The sequence below is a fragment of the Acetitomaculum ruminis DSM 5522 genome, assembly GCF_900112085.1.
In the GTDB taxonomy this organism is placed as follows: domain Bacteria; phylum Bacillota; class Clostridia; order Lachnospirales; family Lachnospiraceae; genus Acetitomaculum; species Acetitomaculum ruminis.
Window position 1 is genome coordinate 217,162 of sequence record NZ_FOJY01000001.1, and the last position, 17,759, is coordinate 234,920.

Below are 17,759 nucleotides of genomic sequence, written 5' to 3' on the forward strand. Positions count from 1 at the left end.
ATGAATGGGGAAGTAGAGGAGAAAATAGGTATTCTTGGTGGAACATTTAATCCAATTCATCTTGGTCATATGCTGATTGCAGAAAATGCATATGATCAATTTCATTTAGATAAGGTGATATTTTTACCATCAGGTAATCCACCACACAAAAAAAATATTGGATATATCAGTGCTAAAGACAGAGCCAATATGGTTTCATTATCAATAAAAAACAGAAAAGAATTTGAGCTTTCTTATGAAGAAATTGACAGAGAAGGCACTACATATACATCTGACACTATGGAAAGAATGACAAAAGAACATCCAAATGTCAGATACTATTTCATTTTAGGGGCAGATTCGTTATTTACCTTTGATAAATGGCATAGACCTGACATTATATGTAAATGCTGTACAATTCTTGTTTCCTGCAGGGAAGAGCTAAAACTTAGAGCAGTAGATGAAAGAATTAAATATTTAAAAGAAAAGTTTAATGCAGATGTTCATAGATTGACTCTTCCCGGATTTGATGTATCATCAAAACTGATCAGAATGAGAGTTGGATTAAATAGAAGCATTAAATATCTGGTAAATGAAGATGTAGAAGAATATATAAAAAAACAACATTTGTATGAAAACATTGATTTAAATACATTAGAACCAAATTCTTATGAAATAGAGTATAGAGGATAAAAATGTCAGCTATTGATTTTTCCAACATAGAAAAGAAATTAAATGATAATCTGGATGAAAACAGATACAATCACACTTTAGGTGTTGCATATACATCTGCCTGTCTTGCCATGAGGTATGATTATGACATAAAGAAAGCCAGGTTAGCAGGTTTGCTACATGACTGTGCTAAGTGCTTAAGTCATGAAGAAAGGATAGAATTGTGTAAAAATGAAAATGTAGATATTTCAGAAGCGGAATATCAAAATCCTTCTTTATTACATGCAAAAGCCGGTGCTATAGTGGCTGTTAAAGAATATAATGTGGATGATGATGAGATTTTATCTGCCATAAGATGTCATACTACTGGAAAGCCGAATATGTCTTTATTAGATAAGATAATATATATTGCGGATTTTATCGAGCCAACTAGAAGAGAAATAAGCTGCCTTCCAGATATAAGAAAAATGGCATTTATTGATTTGGACAAGACATTGGTAATGATTCTTGAAAATTCATTAGAATATTTAAAGTCAATGGGCTGTATTATAGACATAGAAACACAAAAAACATATGATTTTTATAAAATGAAATAAAATCAGGAGGATTAGAATGACAGATTCATTAGAAATAGTCAAAATTGCAGTAAAAGCATTAGATGAAAAAAAAGCCGTAGACATAAAAGTCCTGGACATATCAGATATAAGTATAATTGCAGATTATTTCATTATTACAAATGCAGATAATATTCGTCAGGTGAATGCATTAACAGACATAGTGGAAGAGCAATTATCCAAAAATAAAATACCTATTAAACAAATAGAAGGTTTAAATTCTGATTGGGTACTGATTGATTGCCATGATGTAATAATAAATGTATTCCTGCCTGAAACAAGAGAATTTTACGGACTTGAACATATTTGGCAGGATGGAAAAGATATAGATATAGAATCTTTATTAGAAACTTCAAATTAAATATAATAATTAGAAAAACTGCACTTTAAATCCTTAGGATAAAAAGTGCAGTTTTAATTTTCTATTTGTCCATTATTCTAAAGACACCAAATACTTTTCCCAAAATTTTAACATCATCAACAATGATTGGTTCTAATTCAGGATTTTCCGGTTGTAAGCGAAAATGAGTTTTTTCTTTATAAAAAGTCTTAATTGTAGCACTATCGTCAATAAGAGCTGCAACTATATCGCCATTATCGGCATTTTCCTGATGTTTAACCATAACGAAATCCCCATCAAAAATACCGGCATTAATCATGCTGTTTCCCTTTACTTTGAGCATAAAACAGTGGTTCTTAGGGATATATTCAGCAGGAAATGGAAAATAACTGTCAATATTTTGTACTGCAAGAATAGGCTCGCCTGCTGCAACAGTACCTACCACAGGAATATTAACAACTTCTCTTCTTACAACATTAAAGTTATCATCTATAATTTCTATAGCCCTTGGTTTACTTGGATCTTTACGGATATAACCATTTTTTTCAAGGGATTCTAAATGTGCATGTACAGATGAAGTTGACTTTAAATTAACTGCTTCACATATTTCCCTGACTGAAGGCGGATATCCTTTGTTTAATATTTCATTTTTCATAAATTCTAAAATCTCGGATTGTTTAGTTGATATTTTTCCGTATGACATATTATTACCTGCTAATAATATAGCTTTTCCTTTCATTTTTTCATAAATATTCTGGAAAATGACGATTTTACTTCTATTCGCCATTCTGACATCCGGGAGTGTGACCCTATTTTGTAGTATTACGAGTATTATCACATCTATAAACAAGTAAAGTATAACATATATATTTTTAAATTACAAACTGATATTCGCAAAAATTTGTTCTGAAAATGATTGACAAACAAATGTTTATCTAATAAAATAGAACATATCATCGGAAAACATGTTCGGAATGTGTGTTTAGTAATAGTATTAAAGGAAGTAAACTTTTAATTCACATCAAAATTAACAGAAGGGAAGTACAAAATTATGAAAGAAATAAAATTAAAAAGAACTATTTATGTTACAATCTGTCTTATATGCTGCTGTATAATCCTGCTTTTCTTTTGCAATAGTAAATTTAAAGATGGTAATTTACAGGGACAAGCTGTCAAATATTATAAAACGATTCAGATCCATAACAATGACAGCCTTTGGAGTATAGCGTGTCAATATGCTCCGGATGGGAATTATGAGGCATATATAGAAGAAGTATCTACTATAAATCATTTAAGTACAGATGTTTTATATATAGGATGTTATTTGACGATTCCTGTATATAATAATTAGCTCTAAACATACTGAGTTAAAAAAACATTAATAATAATATATTATAATCCAGGGAATATACATCAAGAAAATTGTTTATCAATATTTGTAAATAAAATTTTATATCATACTTTTGCATTAAATTTTTAACAGTGATTCGCTAAAAACCTTTAAATTCAAGTCTTTAAAAATATATGAATATTCAGACAATGAAATGTATATCGGACGATAGTAGAAAAACAATAATATTTATTTTAAAAAAACTGAAAAAACACTTGACAACCTTTTTTTATGGCAGTATAATAAGCACATAAATAAAGCAAATGATTTTTAGCAGACATTTAATTAAAGAAAGGGTGATTCCAATGGGAAGATAGTTAACGAATTTTACTTTATTACTTTTACCGGATGAATTTTAAAAGATTTATATTTTATTATTAGTGATTGTTTTGTAAATCGAGAGTAGGATTTGAAAGTAAGGTTCGTATATAATATTTTGTACTAATAGATTTTAAAGTTGTAGTCATGAGTTTTGAAGATATGGTGATAAAAGCAGCTACCTTTTCATAGACGAGACGATAGGCGAAGAATTAAAGAAATAGTGGATTGTAGAAAGGGAATGAGTAAAGATAATATAAGATAATAGTTCGTGAGATGTGATTTTATCTTTATAAGTGTATAGAAGAGGATAGGTAGTTTGTAGTTTATTAGCATATGAGGATTGATTTGATAAGATTAATCATATAGATTTATAAATTTTCCAACTTTACACCGTTTAGGTTCGTTAGTATAGATGTTATTTTGATGAAATTTACAGAAAGGAAGGTATAGACCGCCAGAAACGTAATATATGAGAATAGTTATAATTGAATATTTTATGAAATAATAGTCCTCGGATTTTTTGTAAAGAAAGAAGATTTGAGGGCTATATTTCTGCTTGATTTTTTGCATTATATGTTGTTTTTCCCAATAAGATTTTCAACTGCTTCTAAAAGCTCGTTTTTCTGGATGGGTTTTATTAGATAATCTGAAGCATTATTATTCATTATTTCTACCAGGGTATTTTTTTTTGAAGACCCAGTCATCATAATAACAGGTATATTTTTAAATTTTGCTTTACTTCTGATAAGTATAAGAGTGTCAAGTCCATTCATTCTAGGCATACCGTAGTCTAAAATAATCAAATCAGGTGTATGATAAACAAGATAACTTAAAACCTGTTGTCCGGATGATACTGCTGATGTTTTATATTTTGTTTTTAAATGCATTTGAATAATGTCTAATGTTATTAAATCATCATCTGCAATGAGAATTCTTTTTTTACTTGTATAATTCTCAATAAAGTCATATTTTTCTTCAATAGTAGCTGAACTAGGCAAGAAATCATTACAAAGTTTTGTAAGGGAATTTAGTACAAATTCTTTTTTATTAGTTACGGTGTACATTATAAGGGGTACGTTGGCCAGTAATGGGTTCCATTTTACAGCTCTAAAGCTTTTATTTAATTCTTCTTCGTCAAGTTCATCCGTAACAAAGATAATATCAGGAACATAATTTCTAAAGTCTTCATCTTTAATTAAGCCATCTATGTGAATTGATAAAACATCATATTTTTCTTCAAGCTCCAAATGAAGTTTTTTGGTTACACTTGCGGATTTTCCTATAATTAAAATAATATTATTCATTATTTTTCTCCTTTTTAGCTATATACAAAAATCAATTAAAAGTATTACCTTAAAATCAAATTACTGTTATTTACACATTATTTTCTTTCAATAATTCTCTGATAATCATGATTGCTTCTTTAAATTCATAGGTTTCCAGACAATGAATACAATCGGTAATAGCTAATTTTTCATCATCTGTCAAATTGGTATATATGAATTTTAATATTCTTATTGCTTTATCCTGTTCAAATCGGTTTATAACCTTAATAATATTTAAGAAAATAGCCTTACTTGAAGTAATAGACATCCTTAAAAAGTTGTGTTCCTGTTCTTGAACATTATCAGTATCCATATTTTTTGTCAGATAATTCAATACCTCCAAAACAAAGGGATAGTTAGAATACTTTTTAATGGCATTTCCGATTCTAATTACAATAGTTATGTAATAATTAATTAATTCAGCACTACTTTCATCTATAAGTTCAAAATTAGAGTTACTATAAGCTTCTTCAAAATTTTCACACATCTTGGATAATTTTAAAGCACCTATCAGGGAGGAAGCACTTTTTAAGGAAGTAATGTAAAAGTACAAATGATCATAATCTTTTTCTTTAAAATAACGACTTAGTCGCAAATAATATAGCTTACTGTATTTTATATAAATAGAAAGTGCCTTGATTAAATCATCGAATTTATTGTCGACATTTCTGCTTGCAACCATCAAGTCCAATCCTTTTATTTTTAGATCAATCGGTGCTTTAACTTTATCGTAAAGGTTTAACTCTTTGTATACAAGCTTATAAGCAGGTAAATGTTTTCTTAATACGCTGACTATTTTACTTTCATTCATTTTTAATCCTAAAAATCCTGAGAAATATTTTCCATAATTTCCTCTTTTTAATTCAAGACCTTTAAGATTGTATACCATTTTTATAATTGGTACTGTTTTAAAATATCTGCCTTTTAACGTTCTTATTAATTTCGCAGTTTCATTAGCGTCTATATTATCCAGATTGTCACATACAAAAATAATGTCATACCTGTTGTCATTAAGCTTTTTTATTGTCATATAGGTATCAGAAACAACGTCTACATTCATTTTGTAAGATTTGATAAATTTCATGAAATCAAAAATTACATCTTCATCACTACTAACCAGCAGACAGCTTGTATCAAGAAGCATAAATTCATCACTGTTACCATTGATAATGTTAGGTATAACTTCCCCGTCCAGTTTTCCATCCCAAAAATTTCCCTGAACTATATATTGAGGTACATTAAAAACAAAAGTAGAACCGACATTAAATTTACTTTTAACATTAATATCGCCACCCATCATCTTGGCTAATTGTTTTGCAATGGTAAGTCCAAGTCCGCTACCGTTAGAAGTATAGGTAGTGTGGTAGTCTAATTTTTCAAAATCATTAAAAATAATATTCAAATCAGAATCCTTAATACCTATTCCAGTATCAGTTATAGAAAAATATAGCATGACATTATTTCTGTCTATGATTTCGCTATAGATTTTAAAAATAACAGAGCCTTCTGGAGTAAATTTAATAGCATTACTTAAAAGATTTATTAGAATTTGCTTAATATGTGCATAATCTCCGGAAAGTCTAACAGGTATATTTTCACCTAAATCCACATAAAACTGGATATTTTTTTTGCTAAGCGCAGCCATGGTTACACTATATACTTCCTTAAAGAGATTTGAGACTTCATATATAGTATTGGTAATGTTGAAATTACCGGCTTCAATTTTAGTAACATCCGATAATTCATTAATAATTCCCAATAAAGCTTCGGAATAGTTTTTTATATTCTCTGCATATTTTGCAACCCTGGGATTGATGGCTTCCTTCATAATCAGCTCTGAAAATCCAATTATTGTGCTGACAGGTTTATCCAGTTCATTGCCCATTTTAGCTAAAAACCAGGTTTTATCCTGATTTGCATTTTCATGTTGTATTTTGGAAATATTTATGGCAATTACTTCTGAGATTTTTACAAGGGATTTTAATGTATTTTTTTTCCATTTATAATTTGATTCATATTTTATAAATACAGCAATACTATTTACTTTACCATTTTCATATAAGGGGGTATAACATGCACTTGGTTCTTCGTCTAAATACAAGGCCTTTTTCAAAGGTATAATATCCTCTGTTATTTTTTCCGTTGTAATATATTCCTGGGGTCCGATGAGGCTGAAAAACCTTGACACGGCATTGTCTGTCAAATATTCTTCAAAATTTTTTGTGTCAAAAAAATCATTGTTTAAAGACCAACTATACATAATCCTGTTTCTAAGCTGGCTAATACCTATTCCGAATATTATAATGCTGTCAAAATTTAAATTTCTTCCGATTCTGGCTATTAAAACATTTAATGCACTTTGAAGATCTTCAGCCCTCTCTAAGAGTTTAAAAGCAAATCTGTAAATATCAAGATCTCCTGCAAGATAGGCTCTTTCTAGTTCATATCCACTACGGTCTTTCAAAGGAAAATTATATTTGGCAATATAGTTTTTCCCTTTTAAAACAGAGTAGGAGATATAAGGAATGTCATCATTTTCATGTAGGTAATCAAAAATATAATCAAGTTTATTAATTAAATCTACAAAATCTGTGCTTTCATTAGTGAAATGGTAGGCAACCTTTGCAGACAAATGAATGCTTTCATTTTCACCGGTATAAATTTTTTCAATCGATTTAATTATAGTCCTGGCAATGGCAGAAGCATTAATATCCTCACAATCTTTAATAAGAATAGCAAATTCAAGTCCTGAAATTCTAATAGAAATATTTTTATCACTTTCAATGGAATTTATTATATCAGCAACTTCCATTAAAAGTGCATCACCGTATATATAACCATATTTGTCATTTAATGGTTTTAAATTTAGGATTTCAATCAGAAAAAAACTAAAGTATTCCTTTCTGGCCTTATACTTTAAGTAATCATTGACAATCATGGCACCGGTTTGACTGTTGTTCAACCTGGTAATCGCATCTTTCTTTTTCTTGATTTTATTAGCTTCTGACATAATTTAATTACCTCGTTAGTTTTAACTGAAACCAGAACTTTGTTCCCTTACCCAGAGTACTTTCAACGCCATATTCAGCATTATGTAATTCCAGAATATCCTTAACTATAGATAATCCTAAACCTCCGGTTCCTTTAATAGAGCGTTTATGAGTTTTGTCAACTTTATAATATCTTTGCCATACATTGTTCAAGTCTTCAGGTGCAATTCCAAATCCTGTATCAATTATTTCGATTAAAACATGATCGTCATTAACTATTTGATTAATAGTAACGATTTTATCTTCACCTGTATAATTAATAGCATTATTAACAAGATTGTATATTACCTGAAAAAGCTTAAATTCATCACCATAAATAAATACATGTTCATCATGATTAAAAATAATTTTAAAACCATCCTGTTCAATCAGCTTATTGTATCTGGCAAGTGCTCTGGAAATGCTGGCTGTAAGGTCATATTCATCAGCTTCAAGCTGCATAACTCCTGTTTGAAGCTTTGAAATATCCAATAGGTCATTTACCAGATTTGTCAGTCGTGTGGCTTCATCTATGATTACCTGAACATTTTCGGGAGTGTTTTCACCCGGCAAATCTCTCATAACTTCTGCATATCCAATAATCATTGTTAAAGGAGTCCTTAAATCGTGTGAAACATTGGCAATTAGTTCCTTTTGAAAACTTTCAGTTTTATTTAATTCAGTAGTAGCATAGTTTAATGTATCTGAAAGTTCAGCGATTTCAAGATAACTGTTTCCATCAAATGCAACATTTAGATGACCTTTTGCAAGTTCTTTTGCCGAATCATTAATTTTAATAATTGGTTTTGATATCTTTTTTGACATAATGAAGGCAATAATAAGTGATAGCAGTACCATTATTATGGAAATATACATCAGCTGTACCTGCAGGGTATTTTTTGTGGCATCCACGGGAGTGATAATGGAATTAAGCATCAACATACATTTTTCATTATTAATAGTAACCTCTTTGAAAATAATTACACTTTCAGCTTTTTTTCTTCTACTTATTGAGTCGTCATATTTTGAATCATTTTTATCAAAAAAAGAATTAATATTTTCAGATTCTGAACTCAAAGCGCTATTGGAAGAAGCGGAAGAGTTATTAGTGTTATTATCTGAATTTGAATTCTGAAAGGAAGTAGATGAATCTTTATACAAAAACGCAGGCATATCCGGAAATGTAAGATTGTTATAACCTTCAAAGGTAACTTCAAGGCTACCATTATTATTTTCGACTTCCTGTTTATATTTTAGAAAAGTCGAATAATCCATTTTATGAATAGAACAATTTGGTAAATAATCAGCCGAATATATTTTGACAAAATTCATCTTGGTAACCAGTATGCATATGTCAAAACTGGATGCAAGCTCAGAAATTTCATATTCGGCATCATCATCATTCAAATCTTTCTCAGCCATATTTGCTGCCTTGGTCAATTCGTTTCTCTTAATATTTTTATAAAAGCTGTTTAGGTAAACAATTTGAAATAACCATAATACAACAAGTAAAATAAAGGTAAAACTAAGCAAATACATAAACAGCTTCCACTTTACGCTGATTTTTTCAAGCTTCAAATCTATAACCAACTCCTCTTAACGTGACAACAAATTTTCTATAAGGGCCAAGGCTGCTTCTTAAAAGTTTTATATGGGTGTCTAAAGTTCTATCATCACCATAATAGTCATATCCCCATACTTCAGTAATGAGTTTTTCCCTTGTAAGAGCTATGTTTTTATTTTTTACTAAAAAAAACAGCAAATCATATTCCTTTGGAGACATCTCTATTCTTTCTCCGTCAATATAAACCATTCTACCGGTAAAATCTATTTTAAGACCCTCTTTCTCGAATATAATTCTTTCTTCAGTAGAGGAAGTAGCATGGCTTTTTGAAGTTCTATTTAAAACAGCCCTTACTCTAAGCATTAATTCTCTTGGAGAAAAAGGCTTTACAACATAATCATCAATTCCAAGTTCAAAACCGTGAATTTTATCATATTCTTCGCCTCTTGCTGAAAGCATAATTACCGGAATATCCTTAAATTTTCTTATTTCAGAGCAGGTTGAAAATCCATCCAATTCAGGCATCATTACATCTAAAATCAGAAGGTCAAAATCCTGTTCCTTACATAACTTAATTGCTTCCATACCGTTTTCAGCTTCAATAATGTTATGGCCATCAAATTCGGCATATTTTTTTATTACTTCTCTTATTTTTTCTTCATCGTCAACTATTAGTATTTTACTCATTTTCCACGTTCTCCTTTATTTATATAAGTTTATGATATGTCGATATATCATCTAAGGCAGAGAATAAATTAATTATACAACCTAATTATCTTATGATTATATATTATATTATCGAAAAATATTTGTATTTTTTTTAATTTTCTTGTGAAAATAGTGATTTATTTTTGAAAAAATCCGATTAAAATTAGTGAAGGAGTGTTTAATTTTAAATTTATATTTGATTTACTGTTGTTTAATGGTAAATTAATATACAATATTGATAAAATGAGAAAAAACTCTTATAATAATTGGGTATATATTTCTTATGTCTAAAATTTAGGAGAGAAAATAAAAATTTATTTAAGGAGTGTCGCTAATGAGTAAAATTCTAGTTTGTGATGATTCTATACTCGCGAGAAGTCAATTAAAAGACATTATTAAGGATTACGATCCTGAGTGTGAAGTAATAGAGGCGAACAATGGACAGTTAGCAGTTGAGTTATTTAAAGAGCATAAACCGGATGTTGTATTTTTGGATATAGTTATGCCTGTAAAGGACGGGATTTCTGCAGTAAGAGAAATGCGCGAAACCGATACAAAGGCTAAGATTATCATGGCCTCGTCAGTTGGTAACCAGAAACATTTAAAGGAGGCAATTTCGGCAGGAGCTAATGATTTTGTCCAAAAACCTTTAGAAGAAGAGAAAGTTCGAGAGATTCTTAATTTGGAGCTGAAGGGAGGAGAATAATGTATACTCAATTTTTTGGAAATTATCTTCTCAACAAAAAGCTAATAACCAGAGAACAGCTTTTAAAGGCTATGGAAGAGCAGACAAAAACCCATATTAAATTAGGGACATTAGCAATATATCAAGGCTATATGACTGCTAGCGAAGTAGAGAATGTTCATATTCTTCAAACTCATGAAGACCGTAGATTTGGTGAAGTTGCAATTGAAGAGGGGTATCTTACCCCGGAACAAGTTGAGCTTCTTTGTAGTGCCCAAAAACCTGATTATCTTTATTTTGGACAATCTTTGATTAATGCCGGGGTATTTACAACTACAGAGTTTGAGAGCTTATTGGAGCAATATAAAGAAGAGTATGAGATTGGTCAATTAAATGTAAATGATAATCAAAGAGAACAGGTAATTGATTTGGTTACAAATTTTTATAGATTTGACGACCTTGAAAATACCGATAAATGCATCAATTATTTGATATTATTTTTTAACAATCTTATTAGATTTATAGGTGGTGATTTTACACCTTTAAGTGCAGAAATTATTGATGATTATTCTTCACAGTGTTTATGTTCCCAAAGCATGGAAGGTGATTTTTCCATGTATACAGCTATTGACATGGATGAAGAAACAACATTAGAATTTGCTTCTCGTTACACAAATAAAAAGATTGTTGATTTTAATGAATATGTTACAGCATCTGTTGAAGATTTTCTTAATCTTCACAATGGTCTGTTTTTAGTAAACATGTCCAATGAATTTGCTTTGGAACTTAATCTTGATCCTTTGGAATCAAAAGAAAATGTCTGGGTAAATATCCCGAACAAAACCTTATATTTTATACCGATTTTGTTCCCTTTTGGTTCTGTAAATGTTATCATTGCTATCTAATTGGAAATTAAATTGATGTAAATAATTAAAAAAACCCCGTCAGAATACGAATAACAATATTCCGGCGGGGTTTTATAGTGAATTTATAATGTAATTATAATCCTAAATATTTTTCTACTTCGTTTTGCATTTCATCAACTTCACAAACAGTTTTATGAATTACTTTGGCATTTCTGATTTCATTAATTGCATCAGGAATTTTAACTTTGCTGACTTTTTCAAGTTCATCAATAAGTGAAAAGTCTTCTAAAGAATCATATTTTTCATCAATAGCCTTCATTACATCTCTTGAAAACTTGTAAGGGCTGGCTGTAGAAGCAATAAGAGTAGGTGTATCATCCTTTGTCTCATTTTTATATTTTTCATATACACCATAAGCAACAGCAGTATGAGTATCTAAAACATATGATGCTTTTTCATATAATTCCTTAATTGCTTTGGCAGTTTCTTCCTGTGAAGTATAATTACCATAAAAATCTGCCAAACCTTCTTTCATAGCCGGAGTAATATCATATTTGCCATCTTTAGCAAGACTATTCATTAATGCGGTATTTTTATCTGCATCATAGCCAGCTATTTCATATATAAGTCTCTCAAGATTACTTGAAATCAAAATATCCATGGAAGGAGATGAGGTCAGATAAAACTCTCTGTTTTTATCATAAGTACCGCTTGTAAAGAAATCAAACAATACCTTATTTTCGTTTGAAGCACAAATAAGTTTATTTACAGGAAGTCCCATTTTTTTTGCGTAATAAGCTGCCAAAATATTTCCAAAATTTCCTGTTGGTACTGTAATATTGACTTTATCACCAGCCTTGATAGCTCCATTTTTAATAAGTTTTGAATATGAATAAATGTAATATACAATTTGTGGAACAAGACGACCAATATTAATTGAATTTGCAGAAGAAAACTGAAATCCTTTTTCATTCATTCGGGTTTTAAGCTCCTTATTGTTAAACATATTTTTAACACCTGTCTGAGCCTGGTCGAAGTTTCCATTTATACCAATAACAAAGGTGTTGTCACCTTTTTGTGTAACCATTTGTTTCTTTTGGACAGGGCTTACTCCGTCCTTAGGATAAAATACTATTATCTTTGTTCCCGGAACATCTGCAAAACCTGCCAATGCTGCCTTTCCTGTATCACCCGATGTTGCTGTAAGGATAACTATTTCATTTTTAATATTATTTTTCTTTGCAGAAACTGTCATTAAATATGGAAGGATTGAAAGAGCCATATCTTTAAATGCAATTGTTTTACCATGGAAGAGTTCAATGATATAGGTTCCTTCTACTTTTTTTACAGGAACAATCTCTTCGGTATCAAATTTTGAATCGTATGCATTATTTATACAATACTCCAATTCATCTTTTGTAAAATCAGTTAAAAATTTTGATAATACAAGATATGCTACTTCTTGATATTTCATTTTAGCAATTTCATTAAAATCCATATCTAGAGCAGGAATGGTTTCAGGAATATAAAGTCCTCCGTTTTCAGCAAGACCGTTTAATATAGCCTTGGAAGCAGTAACTTTTTCCGTAGCACTTCTGGTGCTTTTGTAAAGTAAATCCATTTTCTAAATCCTCTTTTCTTTATTGTTATCCCCACAATCGTGGTCATGGTTCTATAATTTAGCGTATTATAGCACACCTAAATTATATTAACAAGCTTTCACAAAGTAAAGTGGCAAATTTACCGAAATAAAGACCGAAATTCGGAAAAATTTTTTTTATTTTACTAAAAATGACGGATTTTTTATTATTAGCTAATAAATGAATTTATTTATTTTGAAAAAGATTATTTTTTAATATAATTTACAAATTCTTTATTAATCACCTGTGAAAAAGCTTTCGATATTTAATGTAGGAGAAGAGAAAAACTATTTTAAGAACTAGGAGTGATATAGATGAAAAATTTTCCAGGCGTTTATGAAACAATAAAGAAAAACGGTGAAAAGTATTACAGAGCATCTTTAACTTTTAGAAACAAACATATAAGTCTTGGCAGCTTTGAGACTTCCTTGGATGCTCATACTGCATATCTTGAAGGGATGGAAATATTACATAATAAAAATATCACTATTGACCAGTTTGATTCCAATAAAACAATTCTCAAATTTGAAAAATGGGTTGTTTTGATAAACTTTAGAGAAAATAACATCTACATTAAAACACCTATATATATTAAAAAAAATTATATCTATTACTACATAAATCAAGAGGAAATATTAAAGTTTGACAGAGATGATTTATTTTATTATTCCACTCACAAAATAATGAAAAGAAACGGCCATTTATTTGTTGCAGACTACGGTATGCAGGTGAATATTGCTTCACGATACGGAATAAAAAATTACGCAGTTTGTGGTAAAGACTACCTCTTCTTAAATAATGACGAATATGATTTCAGATACGAAAATATACACATTATTAATAAATATGTAGGAGTTGCAAGACAAAAAGGAAAAAACGGGCGTAATTGTTTTAAAACAACAATACATTTAAACAATAATTTTGTTATCGGTTATTATGATTCTGAGATAGAGGCTGCCGTTGCCTACAATAAGGCAGTGGATAAAGCCAGAATGGGAGGCTATGATAAAAATTTTGAAGTGAATTATATAGAAGAACTTAATATGGAAGAATATTCGAATATTTATTCAAAAGTAAATATATCCACCAATTTTTTAAATCATGTCAAAAATTCTTCTAAACGCTTGCTATTAGAAACAAGCTAGTTTATAATATCTACTCATAGAACAATCGCTACGTAATCAAAGGTATTATTAAATGTATTTTTATTCTATATACCTGCAAACAGGAGGATTCGGAAAATGAGTAAGATAGCAATGACAACTCCGTTAGTTGAAATGGACGGAGACGAAATGACAAGGGTTTTATGGCAAATGATTAAAGATGAACTCATAATTCCTTATGTTGACCTTAAAACCGAGTATTATGATCTTGGACTTGTAAAAAGAAATGAAACCAATGACCAGGTAACTGTTGATTCAGCAAATGCTACATTAAAATACAAGGTTGCAGTTAAATGTGCCACTATAACTCCCAATGCAGCAAGAATGGACGAATACAATCTTAAAGAAATGTGGAAAAGCCCTAACGGAACTATAAGAGCTATTCTTGATGGTACAGTATTCAGAGCACCTATTGTTGTTAAGGGAATTGAGCCATATGTGAAAAACTGGAAAAAACCTATTACAATAGCCAGACATGCATATGGTGACTTATATAAAAATGTTGAAATGAAGATTCCTGCTGCCGGAAAGGCAGAAATTGTCTATACAGACAAAGATGGAAAAGAAAGCAGAGCATTAATTCATGAATTTGACGGTCCTGGGATTATTCAGGGACAACACAATATAAACGCATCTATCGAAAGTTTTGCAAGAAGTTGTTTCAATTTCGGTCTTGATACAAAACAGGATGTATGGTTTGCGTCAAAAGATACTATTTCTAAAAAGTATGATCATACCTTTAAAGATATTTTCCAGGAAATATATGACAATGAATATAAAACCCGTTTTGAACAGGCTGGCATAGAATATTTTTACACTCTTATTGACGATGCAGTAGCAAGAGTTGTAAAATCAGATGGTGGTTTTATCTGGGCTTTAAAAAACTATGACGGAGATGTAATGAGTGATATGATTGCGACTGCCTTTGGTTCTCTTGCCATGATGACTTCCGTACTTGTATCTCCTGAAGGAGTATATGAATATGAAGCTGCTCATGGAACAGTTCAAAGACATTACTACAAACACTTAAAAGGTGAAGAGACATCCACAAATTCAATTGCAACCATTTTTGCGTGGACCGGAGCATTAAATAAACGCGGTGAATTAGATGGAAATAATGCACTTTCAGAATTTGCAAAAAAACTTGAAAAAGCAAGCCTTATGACAATTGAAAGTGGTAAAATGACAAAAGATTTGGCACTTATTACAACCTTAAAAGATGTTACTGTTTTAAACAGTCAGGACTTTATTAAAGAAATAAGAAAAACTCTTGATACATTACTTTAATATTAGTTTTAACTTTGATTTTTAAAAAGCTATTAAACCCTGCTCCTTATTTATAATTTATAGATAGGAAACAGGGTTTATTATATATTAAGACCACTTGATGCCCTGATAATATAAAAAAAAGTTCACATAGATATACGGAGGTTAATAATGATTTTAAGCTGTCAAAATGTAAGCAAATCCTTTGGAATTGATGAAATAATACGAAATGCCAGTTTTGAAATTGATAATTACGAAAAAGCTGCCATTGTAGGATTAAATGGTTGTGGTAAATCTACAATGCTAAAAATTATAATGGGTGAATTAAGCAGTGATAGTGGAAATGTAATAATAGCAAAAGATAAAACCATTGGTTTTTTAGGACAGTTTCAGGAATTTCAAGAAAATAATACAATTTACCAGGAAGTACTTACCATCAAGCAGGATGTTATTGAAATGGAAAATCAAATAAGAACTCTTGAAAAAGAAATTGCTTCTTCAAAAGGTGAAAAATTAAAAGAACTTTTAGGCAGATATGACAGATTAAATCATCAGTTTGAATTAATAAACGGATATGCCTACAAAAGCGAAGTTGCAGGTATTTTAAAGGGACTGGGTTTTGAAGAAGAAGATTTTGACAAACCGGTTAATTCACTTTCCGGAGGGCAAAAAACCAGATTATCCCTTTCAAAACTTCTTGTGAAAAAGCCGGATTTAATACTTTTGGATGAACCAACCAATCATCTTGATATAGAGTCTATTGAATGGCTTGAAGGCTTTTTGTCAAATTACAAGGGAGCAGTACTTGTAGTCGCACACGACAGATATTTTCTTGATAAAATTGTAAATAAAGTTATTCATATAGAAAACGGTGATGTTAGAGTATTTAAAGGCAATTACACTGATTTTGCAAAACATTCGGCTCAGATTCGTGAAATACAGCTCAAACATTACTACAACCAGCAAGAAGAAATAAAAAGACAGGAAGAAGTAATTGCCAAATTAAAATCTTTTAATAGGGAAAAATCTATTAAAAGAGCTGAAAGCAGGGAAAAGGCCTTAGACAAGATTGACAGACTTGAAAAGCCTAAAGAAAAGGCTTCGCGCATGAAAATACAGTTAAAACCGTCAAAACTTAGCGGAAATGATGTTTTGACAGTAGAAGAGATTTCTAAAACTTTTGGAAGTAATGAGCTTTTTTCTAAACTTAGTTTCCAGATAAAAAGAGGGGAACATGTGGCTTTAATAGGTCAAAACGGTGCCGGTAAAACCACTATTCTAAAAATGGTTAATAATCTTTTAGATGCTGATTCAGGAAATATATCCTTAGGTTCAAAGGTGGAAATAGGCTATTATGACCAGGAACAAATGGTTTTGGATATGGAAAAAACTTTATTTGATGAAATATCAGACAGCTTTCCGGAGCTTACCGAAACTCAGATAAGAAATACCCTAGCTGCATTTTTATTTACCGGTGATGATGTATTTAAATATATCAGGGATTTAAGCGGTGGTGAAAGAGGAAGAGTTTCTTTGGCAAAGTTAATGCTTTCAAGTTGTAATTTTCTTATCCTTGATGAGCCTACAAACCATCTTGATATAGATTCTAAAGAAATATTGGAAGAAGTTATAAGAAATTACAGCGGAACAGTTTTATATGTTTCCCATGACAGATACTTTGTTAATGAAACAGCTACAAGAATTTTATCTCTTGAAAATAAAAAACTTACAAATTATCTTGGAAATTATGATTATTATTTACTAAAAAGAAATGAAAATAAGACAAATACAGTCGATACTGATGAATCAAATAATATTTCCAACAGTGTTTCAAAAGATGAGTGGCAAAAGCAGAAAAAAGAAGCCGCCATTCAAAAGAAAAAAGAAAGAGAAATAGAAAAATGTGAGAAAGAAATAGAAAAGTTAGAAGCTGAAATTGCCGATATAGATTCTGAAATGTTAAAGGATGAAAATACAAATAATGCTGCAATCCTTATGCAGCTTCAAAAAGATAAGGAAGAAAAAAATTCAGAATTGTCCAAGTATTATCAGCAATGGGAAGAGCTAATGGGTTAAAAATTTGACAATTAAAACTATATTTTTTATAATCAAATTTATGAGTAATCAGATTTTCAGTTAGGTCGTTGTATCTGAAAATCATTTTATAAAAAAAGGAAATTGTTATAATAAATGGAGG

General features: G+C 30.2%; 15 protein-coding genes. 9 read left to right on the plus strand and 6 right to left on the minus strand.

Annotation, left to right across the window (positions count from 1 at the left end):
• Genes nadD through rsfS form a run of 3 tightly spaced genes read left to right on the plus strand, consistent with a single transcriptional unit; the run spans position 1 to position 1,626 of the window.
• Positions 1-672 carry a nicotinate-nucleotide adenylyltransferase gene (gene nadD, locus BM153_RS00925; protein WP_092869896.1) on the plus strand — a complete coding sequence of 224 codons (672 nt, stop codon included), beginning with the start codon at positions 1-3 and terminating at the stop codon, positions 670-672.
• Between the two features lie 2 nt (positions 673-674).
• On the plus strand, positions 675-1,247 hold the full coding sequence (gene yqeK, locus BM153_RS00930; RefSeq protein ID WP_092869897.1) for a bis(5'-nucleosyl)-tetraphosphatase (symmetrical) YqeK: 573 nt from the start codon (positions 675-677) through the stop codon (positions 1,245-1,247).
• 16 nt (positions 1,248-1,263) lie between these two features.
• Positions 1,264-1,626, plus strand: coding sequence for a ribosome silencing factor (rsfS, locus tag BM153_RS00935; RefSeq protein WP_092869898.1), 363 nt, complete (start codon positions 1,264-1,266; stop codon positions 1,624-1,626).
• Positions 1,627-1,687: 61 nt separating this feature from the next.
• Here rsfS and lexA read toward each other — a convergent pair whose 3' ends face one another.
• Positions 1,688-2,308, minus strand: coding sequence for a transcriptional repressor LexA (gene lexA, locus BM153_RS00940; protein ID WP_092869957.1), 621 nt, complete (start codon positions 2,306-2,308; stop codon positions 1,688-1,690).
• Between the two features lie 348 nt (positions 2,309-2,656).
• Here lexA and BM153_RS00945 point away from each other — a divergent pair, with 348 nt between their 5' ends.
• Entirely contained in the window at positions 2,657-2,956 is a 300-nt protein-coding gene (locus BM153_RS00945; RefSeq protein WP_092869899.1) for a hypothetical protein, read from the plus strand.
• Positions 2,957-3,885: 929 nt separating this feature from the next.
• Here the strand turns inward: BM153_RS00945 and BM153_RS00950 are convergent.
• The 4 genes from BM153_RS00950 to BM153_RS00965 form a co-directional block, all read right to left on the minus strand.
• A complete protein-coding gene (locus BM153_RS00950; RefSeq protein WP_092869900.1) occupies positions 3,886-4,620 on the minus strand; it encodes a response regulator in 735 nt (244 codons plus the stop codon).
• Positions 4,621-4,690: 70 nt separating this feature from the next.
• Positions 4,691-7,651, minus strand: coding sequence for an ATP-binding protein (locus BM153_RS00955; RefSeq protein WP_092869901.1), 2,961 nt, complete (start codon positions 7,649-7,651; stop codon positions 4,691-4,693).
• Between the two features lie 7 nt (positions 7,652-7,658).
• Positions 7,659-9,248 (minus strand): sensor histidine kinase, encoded by a 1,590-nt coding sequence (locus tag BM153_RS00960; protein WP_242949045.1) that lies wholly within the window; start codon positions 9,246-9,248, stop codon positions 7,659-7,661.
• Positions 9,238-9,921: a response regulator transcription factor gene (locus BM153_RS00965; RefSeq protein ID WP_092869902.1), complete on the minus strand. Its 684-nt coding sequence runs from the start codon at positions 9,919-9,921 to the stop codon at positions 9,238-9,240. The genes BM153_RS00960 and BM153_RS00965 overlap by 11 nt, the downstream gene beginning before the upstream one ends.
• A gap of 355 nt (positions 9,922-10,276) precedes the next feature.
• On the opposite strand from BM153_RS00965, the gene BM153_RS00970 reads away from it, so the two are divergent.
• Together BM153_RS00970 and BM153_RS00975 are read left to right on the plus strand one after the other, a co-directional pair.
• Positions 10,277-10,648, plus strand: coding sequence for a response regulator (locus tag BM153_RS00970; RefSeq protein WP_092869903.1), 372 nt, complete (start codon positions 10,277-10,279; stop codon positions 10,646-10,648).
• Positions 10,648-11,532 carry a cyclic di-GMP-binding domain-containing protein, MshE-related gene (locus BM153_RS00975; protein ID WP_092869904.1) on the plus strand — a complete coding sequence of 295 codons (885 nt, stop codon included), beginning with the start codon at positions 10,648-10,650 and terminating at the stop codon, positions 11,530-11,532. Before BM153_RS00970 ends, BM153_RS00975 begins: the two co-directional genes overlap by 1 nt.
• Before the next feature lie 94 nt (positions 11,533-11,626).
• On the opposite strand, the gene thrC is transcribed toward BM153_RS00975, so the two are convergent.
• Positions 11,627-13,114 carry a threonine synthase gene (gene thrC, locus BM153_RS00980; RefSeq protein ID WP_092869905.1) on the minus strand — a complete coding sequence of 496 codons (1,488 nt, stop codon included), beginning with the start codon at positions 13,112-13,114 and terminating at the stop codon, positions 11,627-11,629.
• A gap of 333 nt (positions 13,115-13,447) precedes the next feature.
• Between thrC and BM153_RS00985 the strand changes: the two genes are divergently transcribed.
• From BM153_RS00985 to BM153_RS00995, 3 genes are all read left to right on the plus strand, one after another.
• On the plus strand, positions 13,448-14,278 hold the full coding sequence (locus BM153_RS00985) for a hypothetical protein (RefSeq protein WP_092869906.1): 831 nt from the start codon (positions 13,448-13,450) through the stop codon (positions 14,276-14,278).
• 96 nt (positions 14,279-14,374) lie between these two features.
• Positions 14,375-15,583 (plus strand): NADP-dependent isocitrate dehydrogenase, encoded by a 1,209-nt coding sequence (locus tag BM153_RS00990; protein WP_092869907.1) that lies wholly within the window; start codon positions 14,375-14,377, stop codon positions 15,581-15,583.
• A gap of 150 nt (positions 15,584-15,733) precedes the next feature.
• Positions 15,734-17,638 (plus strand): ABC-F family ATP-binding cassette domain-containing protein, encoded by a 1,905-nt coding sequence (locus BM153_RS00995; RefSeq protein ID WP_092869908.1) that lies wholly within the window; start codon positions 15,734-15,736, stop codon positions 17,636-17,638.
• The last annotated feature ends 121 nt before the right edge of the window (positions 17,639-17,759 follow it).

Coding starts and splice junctions, on each gene's coding strand:
- nadD (WP_092869896.1), top strand. CDS start 1: ATGAATGGGGAAGTAGAGGAGAAAATAGGTATTCTTGGTGGAACATTT.
- yqeK (WP_092869897.1), top strand. CDS start 675: ATGTCAGCTATTGATTTTTCCAACATAGAAAAGAAATTAAATGATAAT.
- rsfS (WP_092869898.1), top strand. CDS start 1,264: ATGACAGATTCATTAGAAATAGTCAAAATTGCAGTAAAAGCATTAGAT.
- lexA (WP_092869957.1), bottom strand. CDS start 2,308: ATGTCATACGGAAAAATATCAACTAAACAATCCGAGATTTTAGAATTT.
- BM153_RS00945 (WP_092869899.1), top strand. CDS start 2,657: ATGAAAGAAATAAAATTAAAAAGAACTATTTATGTTACAATCTGTCTT.
- BM153_RS00950 (WP_092869900.1), bottom strand. CDS start 4,620: ATGAATAATATTATTTTAATTATAGGAAAATCCGCAAGTGTAACCAAA.
- BM153_RS00955 (WP_092869901.1), bottom strand. CDS start 7,651: ATGTCAGAAGCTAATAAAATCAAGAAAAAGAAAGATGCGATTACCAGG.
- BM153_RS00965 (WP_092869902.1), bottom strand. CDS start 9,921: ATGAGTAAAATACTAATAGTTGACGATGAAGAAAAAATAAGAGAAGTA.
- BM153_RS00970 (WP_092869903.1), top strand. CDS start 10,277: ATGAGTAAAATTCTAGTTTGTGATGATTCTATACTCGCGAGAAGTCAA.
- BM153_RS00975 (WP_092869904.1), top strand. CDS start 10,648: ATGTATACTCAATTTTTTGGAAATTATCTTCTCAACAAAAAGCTAATA.
- thrC (WP_092869905.1), bottom strand. CDS start 13,114: ATGGATTTACTTTACAAAAGCACCAGAAGTGCTACGGAAAAAGTTACT.
- BM153_RS00985 (WP_092869906.1), top strand. CDS start 13,448: ATGAAAAATTTTCCAGGCGTTTATGAAACAATAAAGAAAAACGGTGAA.
- BM153_RS00990 (WP_092869907.1), top strand. CDS start 14,375: ATGAGTAAGATAGCAATGACAACTCCGTTAGTTGAAATGGACGGAGAC.
- BM153_RS00995 (WP_092869908.1), top strand. CDS start 15,734: ATGATTTTAAGCTGTCAAAATGTAAGCAAATCCTTTGGAATTGATGAA.